14 protein-coding genes and 1 pseudogene are annotated in these 15784 nt (G+C 65.9%); 5 read left to right on the top strand and 10 right to left on the bottom strand.

Annotated features, from left to right (window positions below; translation table 11 throughout):
* A pseudogene (locus JHD73_RS21215) lies at positions 1-426 on the top strand (TetR/AcrR family transcriptional regulator); the annotation flags it as partial.
* A gap of 4 nt (positions 427-430) precedes the next feature.
* Here the strand turns inward: JHD73_RS21215 and JHD73_RS21210 are convergent.
* The 7 genes from JHD73_RS21210 to JHD73_RS21180 are packed head-to-tail and all read right to left on the bottom strand — an operon-like array spanning position 431 to position 7459.
* Positions 431-1372, bottom strand: coding sequence for an ABC transporter substrate-binding protein (locus JHD73_RS21210; protein WP_199032178.1), 942 nt, complete (start codon positions 1370-1372; stop codon positions 431-433).
* Positions 1373-1377: 5 nt separating this feature from the next.
* Positions 1378-2547: a cytochrome c gene (locus tag JHD73_RS21205; RefSeq protein WP_199032177.1), complete on the bottom strand. Its 1170-nt coding sequence runs from the start codon at positions 2545-2547 to the stop codon at positions 1378-1380.
* A gap of 36 nt (positions 2548-2583) precedes the next feature.
* A complete protein-coding gene (locus JHD73_RS21200; RefSeq protein WP_199032176.1) occupies positions 2584-3399 on the bottom strand; it encodes an ABC transporter ATP-binding protein in 816 nt (271 codons plus the stop codon).
* Entirely contained in the window at positions 3393-4430 is a 1038-nt protein-coding gene (locus JHD73_RS21195; protein ID WP_199032175.1) for an ABC transporter permease, read from the bottom strand. The genes JHD73_RS21200 and JHD73_RS21195 overlap by 7 nt, the downstream gene beginning before the upstream one ends.
* A gap of 27 nt (positions 4431-4457) precedes the next feature.
* Positions 4458-5465 (bottom strand): ABC transporter substrate-binding protein, encoded by a 1008-nt coding sequence (locus JHD73_RS21190; protein ID WP_199032174.1) that lies wholly within the window; start codon positions 5463-5465, stop codon positions 4458-4460.
* A 52-nt stretch (positions 5466-5517) separates the two neighbouring features.
* The gene (locus JHD73_RS21185) at positions 5518-6357 is read right to left on the bottom strand and encodes a class II aldolase/adducin family protein (RefSeq protein ID WP_199032173.1); all 840 of its coding nucleotides are present in this window, start codon (positions 6355-6357) and stop codon (positions 5518-5520) included.
* A 10-nt stretch (positions 6358-6367) separates the two neighbouring features.
* Complete coding sequence (locus JHD73_RS21180; RefSeq protein ID WP_199032172.1) at positions 6368-7459, bottom strand: LLM class flavin-dependent oxidoreductase; 1092 nt, start codon at positions 7457-7459, stop codon at positions 6368-6370.
* 217 nt (positions 7460-7676) lie between these two features.
* Here JHD73_RS21180 and JHD73_RS21175 point away from each other — a divergent pair, with 217 nt between their 5' ends.
* From JHD73_RS21175 to JHD73_RS21160, 4 genes are all read left to right on the top strand, one after another.
* The gene (locus tag JHD73_RS21175) at positions 7677-8864 is read left to right on the top strand and encodes an acyl-CoA dehydrogenase family protein (RefSeq protein ID WP_199032171.1); all 1188 of its coding nucleotides are present in this window, start codon (positions 7677-7679) and stop codon (positions 8862-8864) included.
* Positions 8865-8924: 60 nt separating this feature from the next.
* Positions 8925-9563 carry a cysteine dioxygenase gene (locus JHD73_RS21170; protein ID WP_199032170.1) on the top strand — a complete coding sequence of 213 codons (639 nt, stop codon included), beginning with the start codon at positions 8925-8927 and terminating at the stop codon, positions 9561-9563.
* Positions 9560-11209 (top strand): rhodanese-related sulfurtransferase, encoded by a 1650-nt coding sequence (locus JHD73_RS21165; protein WP_199032169.1) that lies wholly within the window; start codon positions 9560-9562, stop codon positions 11207-11209. Before JHD73_RS21170 ends, JHD73_RS21165 begins: the two co-directional genes overlap by 4 nt.
* Before the next feature lie 289 nt (positions 11210-11498).
* Positions 11499-12386 carry an EamA family transporter gene (locus tag JHD73_RS21160; protein ID WP_199032168.1) on the top strand — a complete coding sequence of 296 codons (888 nt, stop codon included), beginning with the start codon at positions 11499-11501 and terminating at the stop codon, positions 12384-12386.
* 3 nt (positions 12387-12389) lie between these two features.
* On the opposite strand, the gene JHD73_RS21155 is transcribed toward JHD73_RS21160, so the two are convergent.
* From JHD73_RS21155 to JHD73_RS21145, 3 genes are all read right to left on the bottom strand, one after another.
* Positions 12390-14402 (bottom strand): bifunctional diguanylate cyclase/phosphodiesterase, encoded by a 2013-nt coding sequence (locus tag JHD73_RS21155; RefSeq protein ID WP_199032167.1) that lies wholly within the window; start codon positions 14400-14402, stop codon positions 12390-12392.
* Positions 14399-14956: a YfiR family protein gene (locus JHD73_RS21150; protein WP_199032166.1), complete on the bottom strand. Its 558-nt coding sequence runs from the start codon at positions 14954-14956 to the stop codon at positions 14399-14401. The genes JHD73_RS21155 and JHD73_RS21150 overlap by 4 nt, the downstream gene beginning before the upstream one ends.
* A partial coding sequence (locus JHD73_RS21145; protein WP_199032165.1) for a TonB-dependent receptor occupies positions 14953-15784 on the bottom strand: 832 nt, incomplete at its 5' end. The genes JHD73_RS21150 and JHD73_RS21145, both read right to left, overlap by 4 nt.

Raw genomic sequence — 15784 nt, 5'->3', positions numbered from 1 at the left:
TTCGGCTCTGCCGATGAATTCTGGGAGATCGTGCTGCGCGAGATCCGCCACCGCGAGCAGCTTGCCCGCGTGCGCATTCAGAATGACGCCGACAACCCCGTGACCGCCATTGAAGCTGCATGGGACCGCTACGCATCGGACGCCTACCTGCCTATCATCCGGCTGCTGTTTGAGCTCTACGCACGCGCCATTCGCGAGCCCGAGCGCTTCCATGATTTTCTCGGCGACGTGGTGGACAGCTGGCTGGCCCCAGTTACCGCGCTGTTCGAAGCGCAGCTTGGCCTGCCACCGGCCGAAGCCCGCGCCCGTGCGCGCATTCAGGTGGCGACGATGCGCGGCCTGCTACTCGATCTTGTCACCACGGGCGACCGCAAAGGCACCACTGCCGCACTGAAGCGCTTTGCGCGGATGATTACCGCGCCCTAAGCACTCAGGCCGTCAGCGGAAAGTGGGCATCGAAGGTCGATGCCACATCCAACTTCTGCCGCAGCAGACCCGCCTTCAGATAGAAATCCGCCGTGCGTTGCTGCTCGGCAATGAGTGGTGCATCAATCGGGCGCCACACCGTCTGGCGCCGCGCGAACTGCAGCCGTGCCGCCTCCGGCGCAATGCCGATGATGCGTGCCAGCGTGGCAGAAAAGCTGTCGACATGCTGGTACGACCACACCTGGGCACGCACCGCGCGCTGCAGAAAATCCCGCAATGCCTCGCGCTTTGTGGCCAACGCGGCATTCGTGGCCGCCAGATAGCTCAGGCCTGACCACAGCCCGCGCCCGCTTACCAGCACGCGCGCGTGTCCTGCGGTTTCCGCCATCGCCGTATAGGGCTCCCAGGTAGACCACGCATCAATGGAACCGTTAACCAGGGCCAGCTTGGCATCGGCCGGTGGCAGAAAACGGAAGTTGGCATCCTGGGCCCCAAGCCCAGCAGATTCCAGCGCCTTGAGCGCCACCAGATGCCCGATCGAGCCCCGGTTGGTACCGATGGATTTGCCCTTGAGGTCTGCCGCCGCCTTCAGCGGTGAATCCGGACGTACCAGCACCGCCGTGCCATAGGGGTCGGATCGGTTGGCGCCAATCAGCTTGATGCGTGTGCCTGCTGCCAGCGCGAAGATGGCTGGCGCATCGCCAATCGGCCCCAGATCCACCGCGCCCGCGTTGAGCGCTTCGGCCAGTGGCGCCGCAGCGGGAAACTCCGTCCACTGAATGTCATAGGGAACGCCTTTGAGTGCGTCTGCCGCCTCCAGCAGTGCGCGCAGCCCGCCCTTCTGGTCGCCGGCCTTGAGTACGGGGCGTACCTGTGCAAGGGACAAGGCCGGCGCGGCAGCCAGCATCAGCGCAGATTGTGCAAAACGTCGTCGAGAGATCGGCATGTTAGTCAATGGATGAAGCCGCCCTTCACATAACGCACCGGCTCGGCGTCCATGCGGGCGATGAGTGTGTCGAGCCCCGCAGCGCGCGGCGGTTCAGCTGTGCGTGGGGCGGAGGTGCAAAGAAAATCGGCGTCGGACCAAGTGGTGCCCGGCTCGCCGCGCGCACGCAGCCAGCCATTGCGATCCGCCAGCAGTTGCGTGCCCGAGAAGGTTTGTGGCGTGGTGCCGGCAAGCGCAGCAAAGATGGGCCAGGCATCGCGGCCCGACACCACACAGCGCGCTCGCATGGGCAATGCAGGAGACGGCAGCGTGCCATCCGGCGTGATAAGCAAGGTCTGGAAGCGCGGGTCTTCAAACGGCACCTGGTTTGCCGATGCGGTATCGATGGCGACGACGCGCACGCGCTGCCTATCGCGCCAGGCATTCAGCGGCTCGGGGGCGGCATCGGCGCAACGTACGGACAAAGCGGGCAACGCCAGCGGCAACGGCCAACCGCCTGCGCGCACGCCACCGCTGGCGGCCAGCACTTTCATGTAATCAAGCACCGCCCAGATGTCGTTGTCGCTCAGCCGGTTGGCGAAGGCGGGCATGGTGGCCACGCCTTGCGCGTCCCGCATGCCGTGGGCGATGTGCCAGAACAGTTCGCCATCCGCATGGCGGCCAAGCAGTGGGCCGACAACGGTGGGCGGCCAGCGCGTGAGCGTGGCCGCCAGCGGGCCCTCGCCGCGGCCATCCGCGCCGTGGCAGCTTGCGCAGGCCGCGTTGTAGACACGGGCACCGTTGGCAATGGAGCCCAGGGAGAACGCAGTCGGGCTGGCATGAAAGCTGGTGGGCACGGCGGAGGACAGTACCACCGCCGACGGCCACGGCGCCACCACCAGAAAGCCCACCGCCACACCCAACGCTACTGCGCGCCAGCGACGCACCAGTATCGCCACAAGCACCGCCAGCACTGCCAACGCCACCGCGATGAGCGTGATGCCCAGTTGCCGTGCCTGCCCGAGATCGATCAGCAGCGTTTCACCGGCAATGCGTGTTCCCCAGGGCCACGCAGGTTGACCGTGCATCTCGCCTGTCAGCCCCAGTGTGTGCCAGAGCGTCAGCAAACTCTGCTGCGCCCATTGCAGGAAGCCGAGCAATGTATTGAGCCAGGCCGTCGGCGGGGGCCCGCTCATGACTGCACCTTCATCGTGGAATATCCTGCGCGCGCCCTACCAGGTCTGGCCCAGGCCAAGGTGGCCAAGCGCCTCGTGCCGCAGGGCGTTCAGGCGTGGATCACCGCGATGGCGTGGATAGGGCAAGTCGACCGTCAACTCCGCTGCAATGCGTGCCGGGCGCGGGCTGAAGATGATGACGCGCTGGGCCAGGAACAGCGCCTCTTCCACATCGTGCGTGACCAGCACCGTAGAGAAACGTGCACGCTGCCACAACGCCACCAGCTCGCTCTGCATGGCCAGCCGCGTGAGTGAATCAAGCTTGCCCAGCGGCTCATCCAGCACCAGCAACTGCGGATCGTTGACCAGTGCGCGCGCCAGTGCCACACGCTGGGCCATGCCGCCCGACAACTCATGCGGAAACGCGCGATGAAAGCCCCTGAGGCCGACACGTTCCAGCGCATCGTCCACGCGGTCGCGCTCCGTCTTGAGCACACCGCGCGCCTGTAAGCCGAGGGCGACGTTGTCCCACACACGGCGCCATGGATACAGCGTCGGGTCTTGAAACACCACCACGCGCGACGGATCAGGCTCGGTGATGGGTGCATCGTCCTGCAGGATGCGGCCGCGCGTGGGCGCTTCCAGCCCGGCAATCAGGCGCAGCAAGGTGGATTTACCGCAGCCGCTGGGGCCCAGCAGCGCGACGAACTCGCCGGGCTGCACGGTCAGGTCAACGCTATCGAGCACCTGCAGCGGATTGGCGCGGCTGCCAAACCAGTGGCTCACGCCCTGCACGTCAATGCGTGCGCCGGTGGCTGTGGGTGCTGCCACCGCAACGGATGCAGCCGCGTCGCGTTCAAGTACGGCTACCATTTCAGCGTCCCCTTCTGCCAGACCAGCGCGCGGTCGCGCACCTTGAACAGCAGCGTGATGATGCTGGAGAACAGCAGCGCCATCACGATCAGGGCTGCATACATGTTCACGTACGAAGCCCAACCCTGCGCCCAAGTCAGGTACCAGCCGAGGCCGGATTTCACGCCCATCATCTCGGCCGTCACCAGCACCGTAAACGACGCGCCCAGCCCCATGAACAGGCCGACGAATACCTGCGGCAATGCCGCCGGAATCGCCACGCGCAGCACCAGGAAGGCGTTGGAGGCACCCAGCGTGCGCGCCACGTCGTAGTAGCTCTTGTTCACGCCGGCCACACCGGACCACGTGAGCACCGCCACCGGAAAACCCGATGCCAGCGCAATCAGAAAGGCCGCCGCCGAATAACTCGACGGGAAGAAGTAGAACGTGATCGGCAGCAACGCCGTGGCCGGCAACGGCCCCAGAATACGCAGCACCGGATGCACCCAGTACCCCACGGCACGCGACCAGCCGATCGACACGCCCACCAGGAAGCCGGTCAGCGCGCCAAAGAAGTAGCCCAGCCCCAGCAGTTTGAGCGTGTTGACGACGCTGCCGCCCAGGCGGGCCCCGTCTTCGGTGTAGACCTCGATCAACGCCTGAGGCGGCGCAAAGAATGGTGTGGGCAGAAAGCCCGATTTGGCCGTCAGTGCTTCCCATGCGCCCAGCACGACCGGCACGGCGATCAGCCATGGGCCGAACGGCTGCAACGTCTCTTGCAGCCGGCGCAGCGGAGCAACGTATGCGCCAACCGACGCCAGCACGAACAGCACGACGCCTACCAGCAATGCGGTGATGCCCAATTCGGCCGTGAATGCCCAATCGCTGAAGCCAACCACATGGTTGGGCCAGCGCCAGGTAAGCAGGCCCAACGTGGCCCATGTGATGGCCGCCGCCAGGCCGGTTCGCCATACGCGAACGTTGGCCGCGGTATAGGCAAACGGGTTGGCCAGCGCGCCCGGCACGTCAAGTGTCTGCGGGATGGTGCTCATGTTGATGCTCTCCTCAAGTCGGGCCCGTCAGGCGAGCACGTTGACGTAGACATGCTGCGCCAGGCGCTGCGGGTCGGTGGTCTTCTTGATGACGCCGATGCGGCGGAAGTCTTCTGCGTAGAAGGCGATCTCGTCGCGCAGGTCAATGCCAGTCGGGTGATGCGTGTAGGTGAGCGTGGCGTAGAGCTTGCGCAGATCGTCCACTGCCACCTTGGGCGAGTACTTGGCAAACACCTTGGCGGCCTCGTTCGGGTTCTCGTTGACGAAGTCCGTCGCCTGCACGATGGCGCGCGCCAGGCCGGAGGCCGTCTGGCGGTCATTGCGCACCAGCTCGCCCCGTGCGCCGATCACACAGCAGACCTTGCGTGCGTACTCGCCGGTGAGGTTGGTCGCCAGTTCCACATAGGCGCCGTTGGTGCGTTTCTCCAGCAGGTACAGGTTCGGATCGCCGTCGGCAATCGCCTGGATCTCGCCCTTGTCCACAGCCACGCCCAGCAGGTCAGCCGGGTACTGGCGCCAGGTGATATCGCGGTCCGGGTCGATGCCGTGCTTGGCCAGCAGGATGGTGAAGAAGTGCTTGCCCGGCGCGGCCAGATCACTCACGCCCACCGTCTTGCCCTTGAGCGCAGCCAGGTTGGTCACGCCCGCCGCCTTGGAGCCAACCAGCCGCACGCAGCCGCCGTGCGAGCTGCCGATGATCTTCACGTCAAAGCCGGCCTCCAGCGGCTTGAGCCAGCGGTGAATCATCCCCACCGCTGCGTCTGCCTTGCCGGTGGCAATGGATTCGAGCAGTTGGTCGGTCGATCCGCTGTAGTTGATCAGGTCGACCTGCAGACCGTTCTTCTCGAAAAAGCCGCGTTCCTGCGCCACGACGATGGGCGTCAGGCAGAACGAGTTCTGGTTCCACGCAAACGTCAGCTTGCGCTGCTGCGAATAGGCCTTGCGCCCAAGGATCAGGGCCGGTGCGGCCAGCGCTGTGGCGGCGGCCGCATGCAGTACCTTGCGGCGCGAGATCCCCGCATTGTCTTGGCTCATTGAATGCTCCCCGTATGGTGATGCGTTGGATGTGTTCTACGTTCTGCTCGGCTCAGTCCAGTACGTCCGGCTCAGCGGCTACGAGGCCCGCATAGAGGCTCTCGAACGCGTGTAACGAGCCTTCGGGGCCGCCGACCTGGCTGTGCGTGTACTGCGCGGTGGCCGCGTCAATCAGCTGCGGCGTGCCGGCGGCTTCGGCCAGCAGTTGCGTGTGCGCGGCGTTGTCCAGCGCGATGTACCACCACGCGGCGGCTTCCACGGTGGGACCGGCGGTGAGGATGCCGTGGTTCTTCAGGATCACGCCCTTGTGCGTACCGCCGCCCGGTTTGGTCAGTGCGCACGCAATGCGTTCGCCCTCGCTGGCGTCGATCACCATGCCGGTGAAGTCGTCAAACAGCGCATGGTCTTCGTAGAACGAGCAGGCATCCTGCGTGAGGGGATCGAGCGGCCGCCCCAATGTCGACCACGCCTTGCCATACGTCGAATGCGTATGTGCCGCTGCCACGATGTGCGGGTGTGCCTCGTGAATCGCCGCATGAATGGCGAACGCCGCCTTGTTGAGTGGCCGGTTGCCGATGACCGTCTCGCCATGCGCATTGACGAGCAGCAAGTCCGACACCTTGATGCGAGAGAAATGCACGCCCAGCGGGTTCACCCAGAAGTGGTCCGGCAGTTCCGGATCGCGTGCGGTGATATGCCCGGCCAGCCCCAGGTCGAACCCGTGCCGCGCAAAGATGCGAAAGGCGGCGGCCAGGCGCTCTTGCCGATGGCGCCGTTCTGCCTCAACGGACGTGCGCGCCGGTGGCGGATCGAACCAGAACTTCTGCTGCGGCTGCGGGTTGATCTGAAGCGAGGTGGACGCCGGGCGCTCAAAGGAAAGGACTGCGCTCATGCCCGCCCCTTCACGCTGCCTTGCGCTGCGCGTCGCGCTGGGCAACCAGCTCGCGCACACGCGGGATCAGTGTGCGGCCGTAGTCGACCACATCTTCCAGTGGGTCGAAGCCGCGGATCAGGAAGGTCGTGACGCCCAGGTCGTAGTAGTCGAGCAGTGCATCGGCCACCTGCTCCGGCGTGCCGACCAGCGCGGTGGAGTTGGAGCGCGCGCCGGTTTCCTTGGCGATGGCCGTCCACAAACGTTTGTCCACGCGCTCGCCCTGCTCGGCCGCAGCCAGCAGGCGGCGCGCGCCTTCGCTCTGTTGCGGGCCGCCACGGCTGTAGCCCTGCTGCAGGCGCAACGCGCGGGTGCGTTCGAGAATGCGCTCGGCGCGGGCCCAGGCGGCCTCTTCTGTGTCCGCCAGAATCGGCCGGAACGATACCGAGAAGCGGATGCTGCGGCCGTGCTTGGCGGCCTCCGCACGCACACGCGTGGTCAGTTCACGCACCTGGTCGAGCGATTCGCCCCACAGCGCGTACACATCGGCGTGCTTGCCTGCCACCTCCACCGCCACGTCCGACGCGCCACCAAAGTAGATCGGCACATGCGGCTTCTGCGCGGGCTTCACCTCCGAGAAACCCTGCTCAAAGCGGTAGAACGCGCCCTCGTGGTCGAACGGTTTGGCCTCGGTCCAGATGCGGCGCAGGATGCCGAGGTATTCGTCGGTGCGGGCGTAGCGTTGGTCGTGATCGAGATAGTCGCCATCGCGGCGCTGCTCGCTGTCGGAGCCACCCGAGATGAAGTGCACCCCCAGGCGTCCGCCGGTGAACTGGTCCAGCGTGGCAATCTGGCGTGCGGCCAGCGTCGGGTTGGTGAAGCCCGGCCGATGTGCCAGCATGAAGTGGATGCGCTCGGTCAGCGCGGCTGCGTACGAGATCGTCAACGTTGCCGATGGGCCGGTCGAGTGATGTGGCACCAGAATGCGATCGAACCCGGCCTGCTCGTGCGCCTGCGCAAACGCACGTACGTAGTCGCGGTCGATCACCGGCCCATTGGGGTCAGGCGGATGGATTTCCGACTGCTTCTGGCTCTGGATCATGCCGATGAAATCGACGCTCATGGTGGCTCGCTCCGCATATCGTTAGAAGACTGGCGAGGCTGCGCTTGTTGCATTTTTTGCGCTGCGGCTCGCCACGAATGCGAATGAAGTTACGTCACCACCAGCGTTGCACTAACGAATAAATTCAACGCTGCATATTCGGCATGGATCGTTCGCCGCGCGCAGCAACGCGGCTACGCTGTGCGGCAACATCACTTGCTCCGTGCGCCGATTCGCCATGTCGTCCATCCCACTGCATCGCCTGCCCACGGCCCCCGAACGGCTTGCCGAGGTGCTGGCCGCCATCACGCCCCAGTTGGCCGCCACGGCTGCGGAGCACGATGCGCACGGCACGTTCGCGCACGACAACTTTGCCCTGCTGCATGCCTCCGGGTTGATCGCGCAAGTCATTCCGCAAGCACACGGCGGCGGTGGCGCAGACCTGGCCACGGCACGCCGCATCATCGCGGCGGTTGCGTATGGCGATGCAGCGACCGCGCTGGTGCTGACGATGACGTATCTGCAACATCGTGCGCTGGGCCGCGCCGATACACGTTGGCCTGCGCATCTCCGCCAGCAGGTGTTCTCCACTGCGCTGAATGAAGGCGCCCTCATCAATGCATTGCGTGTGGAGCCGGACCTGGGCACACCCGCACGTGGCGGCCTGCCCGGCACCGTCGCCACGCGCGTTGGCGACCACTGGCGCATCCACGGCCGCAAGCTCTACAGCACCGGCAGTCCGGCGCTGCGCTGGCTGGCGGTCTGGGCGCGTACCGATGAAGCGCAGCCGCGTGTCGGCGTCTTCCTCGTCCCGCGCCCGCTGCCAGACACACCCGGCATCCGTATCGAACACACCTGGAACCATCTCGGGCTGCGCGCCTCGGGCAGCCACGATGTCGTACTGGAAGACGTGGCCATTCCACTCGACCACGCCGTCGACATCCGCCCCGCTGACGAGTGGGCAGACAACGGCGCGCATGTCGACCAGCAGGCCTGGATGGCCGTCCTGCTCGGCAGCCTGTACGACGCCGTGGCGCAGGCCGCACGCGACTGGCTCGTGCAGTTCCTGAATGCACGTGCGCCCGCCAACCTCGGTGCACCGCTGGCAACGCTGCCGCGCATGCAGGAAGCCGCAGGCGAGATTGCTGGCGCGCTGCGGACCAACCACGTGCTGCTCGACCACGCTGCCGAGGCAGCCGATGCCGGCGCGCCGCTCTCTACGACCGATAGCGGGTTGCTCAAATACACCGTCACCAGCAATGCCATCCGCGCGGTGGAACTGGCGTTGCAGGTCTCTGGCAACCACGGCCTGTCGCGCCACAACCCGCTTGAGCGCCACTACCGCGACGTGCTCTGCAGCCGCATCCACACCCCGCAGAACGATTCGATCCTGCTGGCCGCCGGCCGCACTGCGCTTGGGGTTTAACTAGACGCCAGAACCCGAGTCCAGCAAGATGACCCCACACCCCACCTCAGGACCCTGCCGATGAGCACGCCGGCCCTTGCCCCCGCGCAAGCGCAATCCCCGCAATCCATCTTGCCGCTGCGTGATTTCGTGATCGCGCTGTCGCGCCTGCTCGATCAGCAGCCGACGGAAGCTGAAATCCTCTCGCGTGCCGGTGCTCTGCTGGGCGCGCTCGTCGCGCACGACGACTGGCTGCCCGCCGAGTACGCCCAGCCGCACCCCGAGCACTTCCAGCAGTACCTGCTGCATGTCGATTCCGGCGAGCGCTTCTCCATCGTCAGCTTCGTCTGGGGCCCGGGCCAGCGCACGCCCATCCACGATCACACCACGTGGGGCCTGATCGGCATGCTGCGCGGCGCCGAGTACTCGCAGCCGTTCAAGCTCGAAGCCGATGGGCGCCCGCTGCCCGATGGTCCCGCCATCCGCCTGGAGCCCGGCCAGGTCGAGCGCGTCTCACCGCGCGTGGGCGATATCCATCGTGTACACAACGCGTTTGACGATCGCACTTCGATCAGCATCCACGTGTACGGCGGCAACATCGGCGGCATCCACCGCGCCGTCTTTACGGAAGACGGCGCGCGCAAGCCGTTCATCTCCGGTTATTCGAATACCCACCTGCCCAATCTCTGGGACCGTTCCAAGGACACGTCTGCCTCATGAGTACCGCCATCGACTCCCTCGAAGCCACCGACTCGCCGGTAGCCGCACCGCTGGCCGAGACCCACGTCCCCACGCTCACCTACGCAGACGTGCGCGCTGCCTTGCTGGCCCGCAAGGAAATCGCCCTGGTAGACGTGCGCGAAGAAGACCCGTATGCGCAGGCGCACCCGCTGTGGGCAGCCAACCTGCCGCTGTCTCGACTGGAGCTGGAGGCGTGGTCGCGCATCCCACGGCGGGATACGTTAATCGTGCTGTATGGCGTACACGACGGTATCGACCTCGCCCCGCGCGCTGCCGCCAGACTGACTGAACTCGGCTACACGCGTGTCTATCTGCTCGAAGGCGGTCTGGATGGCTGGCGCGCGGCAGGCGGCGAGGTCTTCCAGGACGTGAACGTACCCAGCAAATCCTTTGGTGAATACGTGGAGGCACAGCGCCATACGCCCTCATTCAGCGCACAGGAAGTCAAGGCACTGCTCGATGCCAAGCAGGATGTGGTGATCGTCGATGCGCGCCGCTATGACGAATTCCGGACCATGAGCATCCCCACTGCGACCAGCGTACCGGGCGCCGAGCTTGTGCTGCGCATCCGCGAGCTGGCACCTGACCCGGCCACCCAGGTCATCGTCAATTGCGCGGGGCGCACGCGCAGCATCATCGGCACGCAATCGCTCGTGAACGCCGGCATTCCCAACCCGGTGGCGGCGCTGCGTAACGGCACCATCGGTTGGCTGTTGGCCGATCAGGTGCTGGACCACGGTATCAACCGCCGGCACCCGGAAACCGTATCCGCACAGACCCGCGCCCAGGCCCAAGCCGATGCGCGCGCTGTGGCCGAACGCGCCAACGTGCAGCGCATTGCCCTGGCCGACGTTGCCACGCTGGAAACCCCCGACCGCACGCTCTACAAGCTGGACGTGCGCACACCCGAGGAATATGCCGCCGGCCACCTGCCCGGCTTTGCCAGCGCACCCGGCGGACAACTCGTGCAGGAGACCGACCACACTGCCGCCGTACGCGGTGCCCGACTTGTCCTGACCGACGACGACGGCGTACGTGCGGATATGACCGCCTCATGGCTCGCGCAGATGGGCTGGGAGGTGTACGTGACCGACCCGGTTGACGCCAGCGAGCGCAGCGCGACCGGCCCGTGGCACGCCCCCACCCCCGACACGCCAGCCGTGCGCACGGTGGATGCGCGCGCCCTGGCCGGTTGGCTGCAAACAGGCTACACCGCCGTCATCGACGTCACCCGCAGCGCCAACTATGTGGCGCGGCATATTCCGGGCGCCTGGTTTGCCGTGCGTTCCGACCTGGCCGGTGCGCTCAAGCGCATCCCGCCTGCCCGCCGCTACGTGCTGACCTGCGGCTCCAGTCTGCTCGCCCGCTTTGCCGCCGTGGATCTGGCCAAGCTTACGCAAGCCGAGGTCTGGGTACTCGATGGCGGTACGGCAGCCTGGGTGGCAGCCGGCCTGCCGGTTGAATCGGGCGAAACCCATCTGGCTTCCGAGCGAATCGACCGCTATCGCCGCCCCTACGAAGGCACCAACGCGCCGCGCGCGGCCATGCAGGGCTATCTGGACTGGGAGTTTGGCCTGGTGGAACAGCTCGGCCGGGACGGCACGCACGGCTTCCGGGTCATCTGATCGACCAACTGAGGTTCTGATCTCCACCCTTGAGGTTCTGAACGCTGCAGTTGACGTTCCGAACCTCATGGCTCCGGGTTCGGAACCCGACCATCCAGGTTCTGCACACCGTTGTTGAAGTTCTGAACGCCAACGATGCGCTTCGGAACGCGGAAGGCGGCGTTCCGCACGCGTCACCCCCTCCAACTCACTTGCTTGCTAACGCCGCTAACAACGAGCGATAACAAAACTCGTTTTGCGCATAAGCCCGCCTTGAGTAGCATCGGGACTTCCTCGCCGAGGTCTCGACATGTCCCCGTTTATCGCACTCTGCCTGCTCATCACCTACGTGGTGTGGGGCACGACCTATCTCGCCATCCGCTTTGCGCTGACCGATCTGCCGCCCTTCCTGATGATGGGCTCGCGGTTTCTGGTGGCGGCGTTGCTGCTCGCCCCGCTGGTCATCCTGCGCCAGCGCAAGCGGCCAGAAGATCGTCCAAGCGGGCGCCAGGTGCGCAACTGCGCGCTGATCGGCGCCTTCATGCTGGTGGGCGGCATGGGCATGACGGCGGTGGCCGAGCAGACCATCTCGTCGGGGGCCACCACGGTGATGATCGCGTCGATGCCGCTGTTCTCCACGTTGTGGACGCTGCTGGCGGGCGGCCGTCTGCGGGCGTATGAGATTGGCGCGATTGCGCTGGGCAGTATCGGCATTGCCGTGCTGTTTCGCGGTGCGGAGTTCCAGGCCAGCACCGCCGGCGTGCTGGCGCTGACCACGGCCATTGCTTCGTGGTCGTTCGGCTCGCAACTCTCCAAGCGCATCGACATGCCCAAGGGCACGACAGCCTTTGTGCTGGAGATGGCCTTTGGCGGCGTGGCGCTCGTGCTGCTCAGCCTGATCGTGGGTGAAAAGTGGCCGCACAGCATCGGGCTGCATTCCGCGCTGGCGTGGGGCTATCTGGTGGTGTTCGGTTCCGCCATTGCGTTCACGGCTTACATGGCACTGGTGGAGCGCGTGTCCACCGTCATGGCGACAAGCTATGTCTACGTCAACCCGCCCATCGCCCTGCTCATGGGCGCATGGCTGGCCGATGAGCAGGTCGCACCGCAAACGCTGGGGGCCACGGGCATCATCCTGGCGGCCGTGGTGGTGCTCACAGCCGGCGCCACGCGTGCCGCGCGGCGCGCCGCCGCTTGAGCCCTATCCTACGAACGATGTGGGCAGCGCGGCGGTGGGCGCGGCCCCATCGTCCGATGCGGTGTTCGAGACAGCGTTTTCAACACCATCCTGGCGCTTGAGCCACGCCCTCAAGTTTTCGGCCTGGAGGGGGCGCGAGAACAGGTAGCCCTGCCCCAGGTCGCAACCCGCCTTGCGCAGCAGCGCGAGTTGTTCTGGGTCTTCCACCCCTTCTGCCACCACTTCCATCTTCAGGCTGTGCGCCATGGCGATGACCGCGCCGGCTATCGCCTCACCATCACCCGGCATGCGCTGCACAAAGCTGCGGTCGATCTTGAGCTTCTGGATCGGGAAGCGCTGCAGATACGCCAACGATGAATACCCCGTGCCGAAATCATCAATCGACAGGCTGATACCGGCCACGTGCAGCGCTTCGAGCAACGCGATGTTGGCCTCGATGTCTTCCATCAGCACGCTTTCGGTAATCTCCAGCTCCAGCATGTGCGGCGGCAGGCCCGTCTCTGCCAGCACGCTGAGTACGTTCTGCACGAGCGCCGGATCGCGCGCCTGCCGTGCAGACAGGTTGACCGACACGCGCAGCGTGACACCGTCTTCACGCATCCAGCGCGCGGCCTGCTGACACGCGGTGCGCAGCACCCATTGGCCCAGCGGCACGATCAGGCCGGTTTCTTCCGCCACGGCGATGAACTCGCCAGGGCCGATCACACCAATCTCCGGGTGGCGCCAGCGCACCAGGGCCTCCACGCCGTGCACGTGCGCGGTGGGTAGCGTTGCGCTGTCCGTGTCGAGGCCCTGTAGGCGAACCTGTGGCTGATACGCCAGCAGCAGTTCTTCACGGTCGAGTGCACGGCGCAGGTCGGCCTCCACGCGCAAGCGGCGGCGGGCCTGCTGGTCCATCTCGGAGGTAAAGCTGGCGGCGGCGTTCTTGCCGCGGTTCTTGGCGTAGTACATCGCCGTATCGGCATTGCGCGTGAGGGCCTGCACGTCGCGGGCGTCATGCGGATACAGGCTCACCCCCACGCTGGCCGTTACGTAGATCTGGTGCAGGTCCAGCGCAAACGGTGCCGCCAGCGCCGCAAGAATGCGCTTGGCCAGGCCATCGGCAAGCTCGGCAGCGTCCGAAGGGGTAATCGATGCGCGCCCCGACAGTTCGGCAATGATGGCGAACTCGTCTCCCCCAATGCGGCACAGCACGGCGCGCAGGTTGGCTTGCTCAATCACCTCGTTCAGGCGGCGCGCCACCTGGCGCAGCAGGCGGTCGCCGTTGTTGTGGCCCAGCGTGTCGTTGACCACCTTGAAGTTGTCCAGATCCAGCAGCAACAGGCCAACGGCCCCCGCCTGCCCCGCGCGCTTGAGCGATACCTGCAGCCGCTCGTTGAAGGCGTGCCGGTTGGGCAGCTCCGTCACCGAGTCGATGTGGGCGAGGTAGTCCAGATGCGCCTCGGCCTGCAGCACCGCGCGGCGCATGCGCGCGCACACCAGATAGGCCACCCCCATGGCTCCAATGCCCACCGACACCGTCAGCACGGCATAGCCCAGCAATTGCATGTACAGATCGAACAGGCTGGAGCGGATCACCACATAGCCGATCACCCGGCGCTCGGACTCCACGGGTTCCACCACCTCCAGTGTGGTCAGCGTAGAGACATCTTCCTCGCGCAGCATTGCAGCATCGGGCGCCCGGACGGGGGCGGCCTCGCCATGCTGGTACAGCGCCAGCGGTTTGCGCAGCGCCGTAAAGACACCAGCCGCACGCAGCGGCGGGGATGCGCCCAGCGCGCCGAGCGTTTCTTCTGCAGCGTGGCGATCGTTGAACAGCAGCGCCGCCACACTGTTGGCGCCGATGATGCGCGCCTGCACGTGCACGTCTCGCACCAGCGCCGCATGCAAGGCAATGAACTGGAACACGATCAACAGAAAGCCGGCGATGGTCAGCGCTGCACCCGCGCCGACCATGTTTGCCCGCACCACGGTATGCCCCAGGCGGGGCCGTTGTGTCATCAGGGCCAGGTTCATTGCACGCTCCTTGCCAGACGCAGCAACTGCGAGCTGAGCTGCAGGCCGGCTTGCCGTGCCGCGCCCGCGTCGATGTCGAATACGACCCGGTTGTCCTGCAACGCCAGCACAATCATCGGCGCCAGCGCGCCCTTGCGGCCGTCGCTGATTGTCAGCACGGGGCTGGCCGGATCCACGCGGACCCCACCGGATGCACGCGCATCGAGCACCAGCACATGACAGCCGCCAACGGCACCATCGTTGATCTTTCGGATTTCCAGCCGGTGTCCGCGCACGGGTTTTCCTGTCAGTTTTTCCAAGGCCGCCTGCAGCGGATGCTCGGCGTCCACGCACAGCACCATGGGGGCGTCTGCCTGCATCGCGTCAGTCGGCCAGGTGGTGAACAGTGCAAAGTTGTAGATGAAGGCCGCCTTGATCTGGACTTCGCTGGCCTGCATCTGCGCATAGGTGGTCCGCATCCAAGCTGCCATTGCCAACACCACGGCCAACACCGTGCACAGCCGGCGCAGGCGCTGGCTTGTAGCACGACGGAGGTGGGCGCGCAGTGCGTTCATCGGAAGGTGTAGGTGAACTTCAGGCGAAACGTGCGGCCGTCCTGCGCGATGGCGGGCATCGCCACCTCAGGCCCGGCCGGGTCGGCATAGCGCCGGTCGAACAGGTTGTAGAGGCTGGCCGACATCTCCAGATTGGGCGCCAGCCGCGTCGCCAGCAAGGTCAGGTTGGCGATCCAGTAGCCGCCCACGCTGCCCGACGTCGTCAATCGGTTGCTGATGTACTGCGCCTCCAGCCCCGCCCGCCAGTCGCTGCGCCACAGCGGTGTGCTGGCGTTGAGCTTGAGCATGTGGCGCGGGGAATCGCTCAGCGTCTGGCCGGTGATGCCGTCTTCTGAATGTTGGAAGCTGTAGCTCGCACGCAGGCGGGTGCCGCCGGGCCAGTTTTGCTCGTAGCCGAGTTCTGCGCCGCGCGTGCGCACACGCGCCACGTTGCTGAAGACCAGCAGCCCCGTGTTGGGGTCTTCGCTCTGGCTGATCAGGTTGGAGACATTGTTCTGAAACACCGACAGCGTGGCCTTGCCACCAGCACTCACCCGCTGCTCCAGCACGGCTTCATACGTCCGGATGCGCTCGGCGACCAGGCCCGTGTTGACCTGCTGGCCACCCGGCGCGACGGTCTGGTAGTTCAACTCGTAGTCGTTGGGGGCGCGGTAGGCCATCCCGTAGATCGCCTTGACGGTCGTGGTGGGGGTGGCGTGCCAGATCAGGCCCATGCGCGGGCTGAAGATGCCCGGCGAAAAGGTGGTGTGGTCGTAACGCAGGCCGGTGTCGAGCACCCAGTTCTGGTTGATGGCGAACTGGTCTTGCACGTAGAGGCCCACGCGGGTG

Origin of the sequence: Ralstonia sp. ASV6 (assembly GCF_016429285.1) — a bacterium.
Classification (GTDB): Bacteria; Pseudomonadota; Gammaproteobacteria; order Burkholderiales; family Burkholderiaceae; genus Ralstonia; species Ralstonia flaminis.
Note: the sequence above shows the minus strand (reverse complement) of the source record. Positions and strands in the feature narration are given on the sequence as shown.

Bases quoted from the DNA above. Each gene is read 5' to 3' on its own strand.
- JHD73_RS21210 (WP_199032178.1), bottom strand. From the start codon at position 1,372: ATGCCGATCTCTCGACGACGTTTTGCACAATCTGCGCTGATGCTGGCT.
- JHD73_RS21205 (WP_199032177.1), bottom strand. From the start codon at position 2,547: ATGAGCGGGCCCCCGCCGACGGCCTGGCTCAATACATTGCTCGGCTTC.
- JHD73_RS21200 (WP_199032176.1), bottom strand. From the start codon at position 3,399: ATGGTAGCCGTACTTGAACGCGACGCGGCTGCATCCGTTGCGGTGGCA.
- JHD73_RS21195 (WP_199032175.1), bottom strand. From the start codon at position 4,430: ATGAGCACCATCCCGCAGACACTTGACGTGCCGGGCGCGCTGGCCAAC.
- JHD73_RS21190 (WP_199032174.1), bottom strand. From the start codon at position 5,465: ATGAGCCAAGACAATGCGGGGATCTCGCGCCGCAAGGTACTGCATGCG.
- JHD73_RS21185 (WP_199032173.1), bottom strand. From the start codon at position 6,357: ATGAGCGCAGTCCTTTCCTTTGAGCGCCCGGCGTCCACCTCGCTTCAG.
- JHD73_RS21180 (WP_199032172.1), bottom strand. From the start codon at position 7,459: ATGAGCGTCGATTTCATCGGCATGATCCAGAGCCAGAAGCAGTCGGAA.
- JHD73_RS21175 (WP_199032171.1), top strand. From the start codon at position 7,677: ATGTCGTCCATCCCACTGCATCGCCTGCCCACGGCCCCCGAACGGCTT.
- JHD73_RS21170 (WP_199032170.1), top strand. From the start codon at position 8,925: ATGAGCACGCCGGCCCTTGCCCCCGCGCAAGCGCAATCCCCGCAATCC.
- JHD73_RS21165 (WP_199032169.1), top strand. From the start codon at position 9,560: ATGAGTACCGCCATCGACTCCCTCGAAGCCACCGACTCGCCGGTAGCC.
- JHD73_RS21160 (WP_199032168.1), top strand. From the start codon at position 11,499: ATGTCCCCGTTTATCGCACTCTGCCTGCTCATCACCTACGTGGTGTGG.
- JHD73_RS21155 (WP_199032167.1), bottom strand. From the start codon at position 14,402: ATGAACCTGGCCCTGATGACACAACGGCCCCGCCTGGGGCATACCGTG.
- JHD73_RS21150 (WP_199032166.1), bottom strand. From the start codon at position 14,956: ATGAACGCACTGCGCGCCCACCTCCGTCGTGCTACAAGCCAGCGCCTG.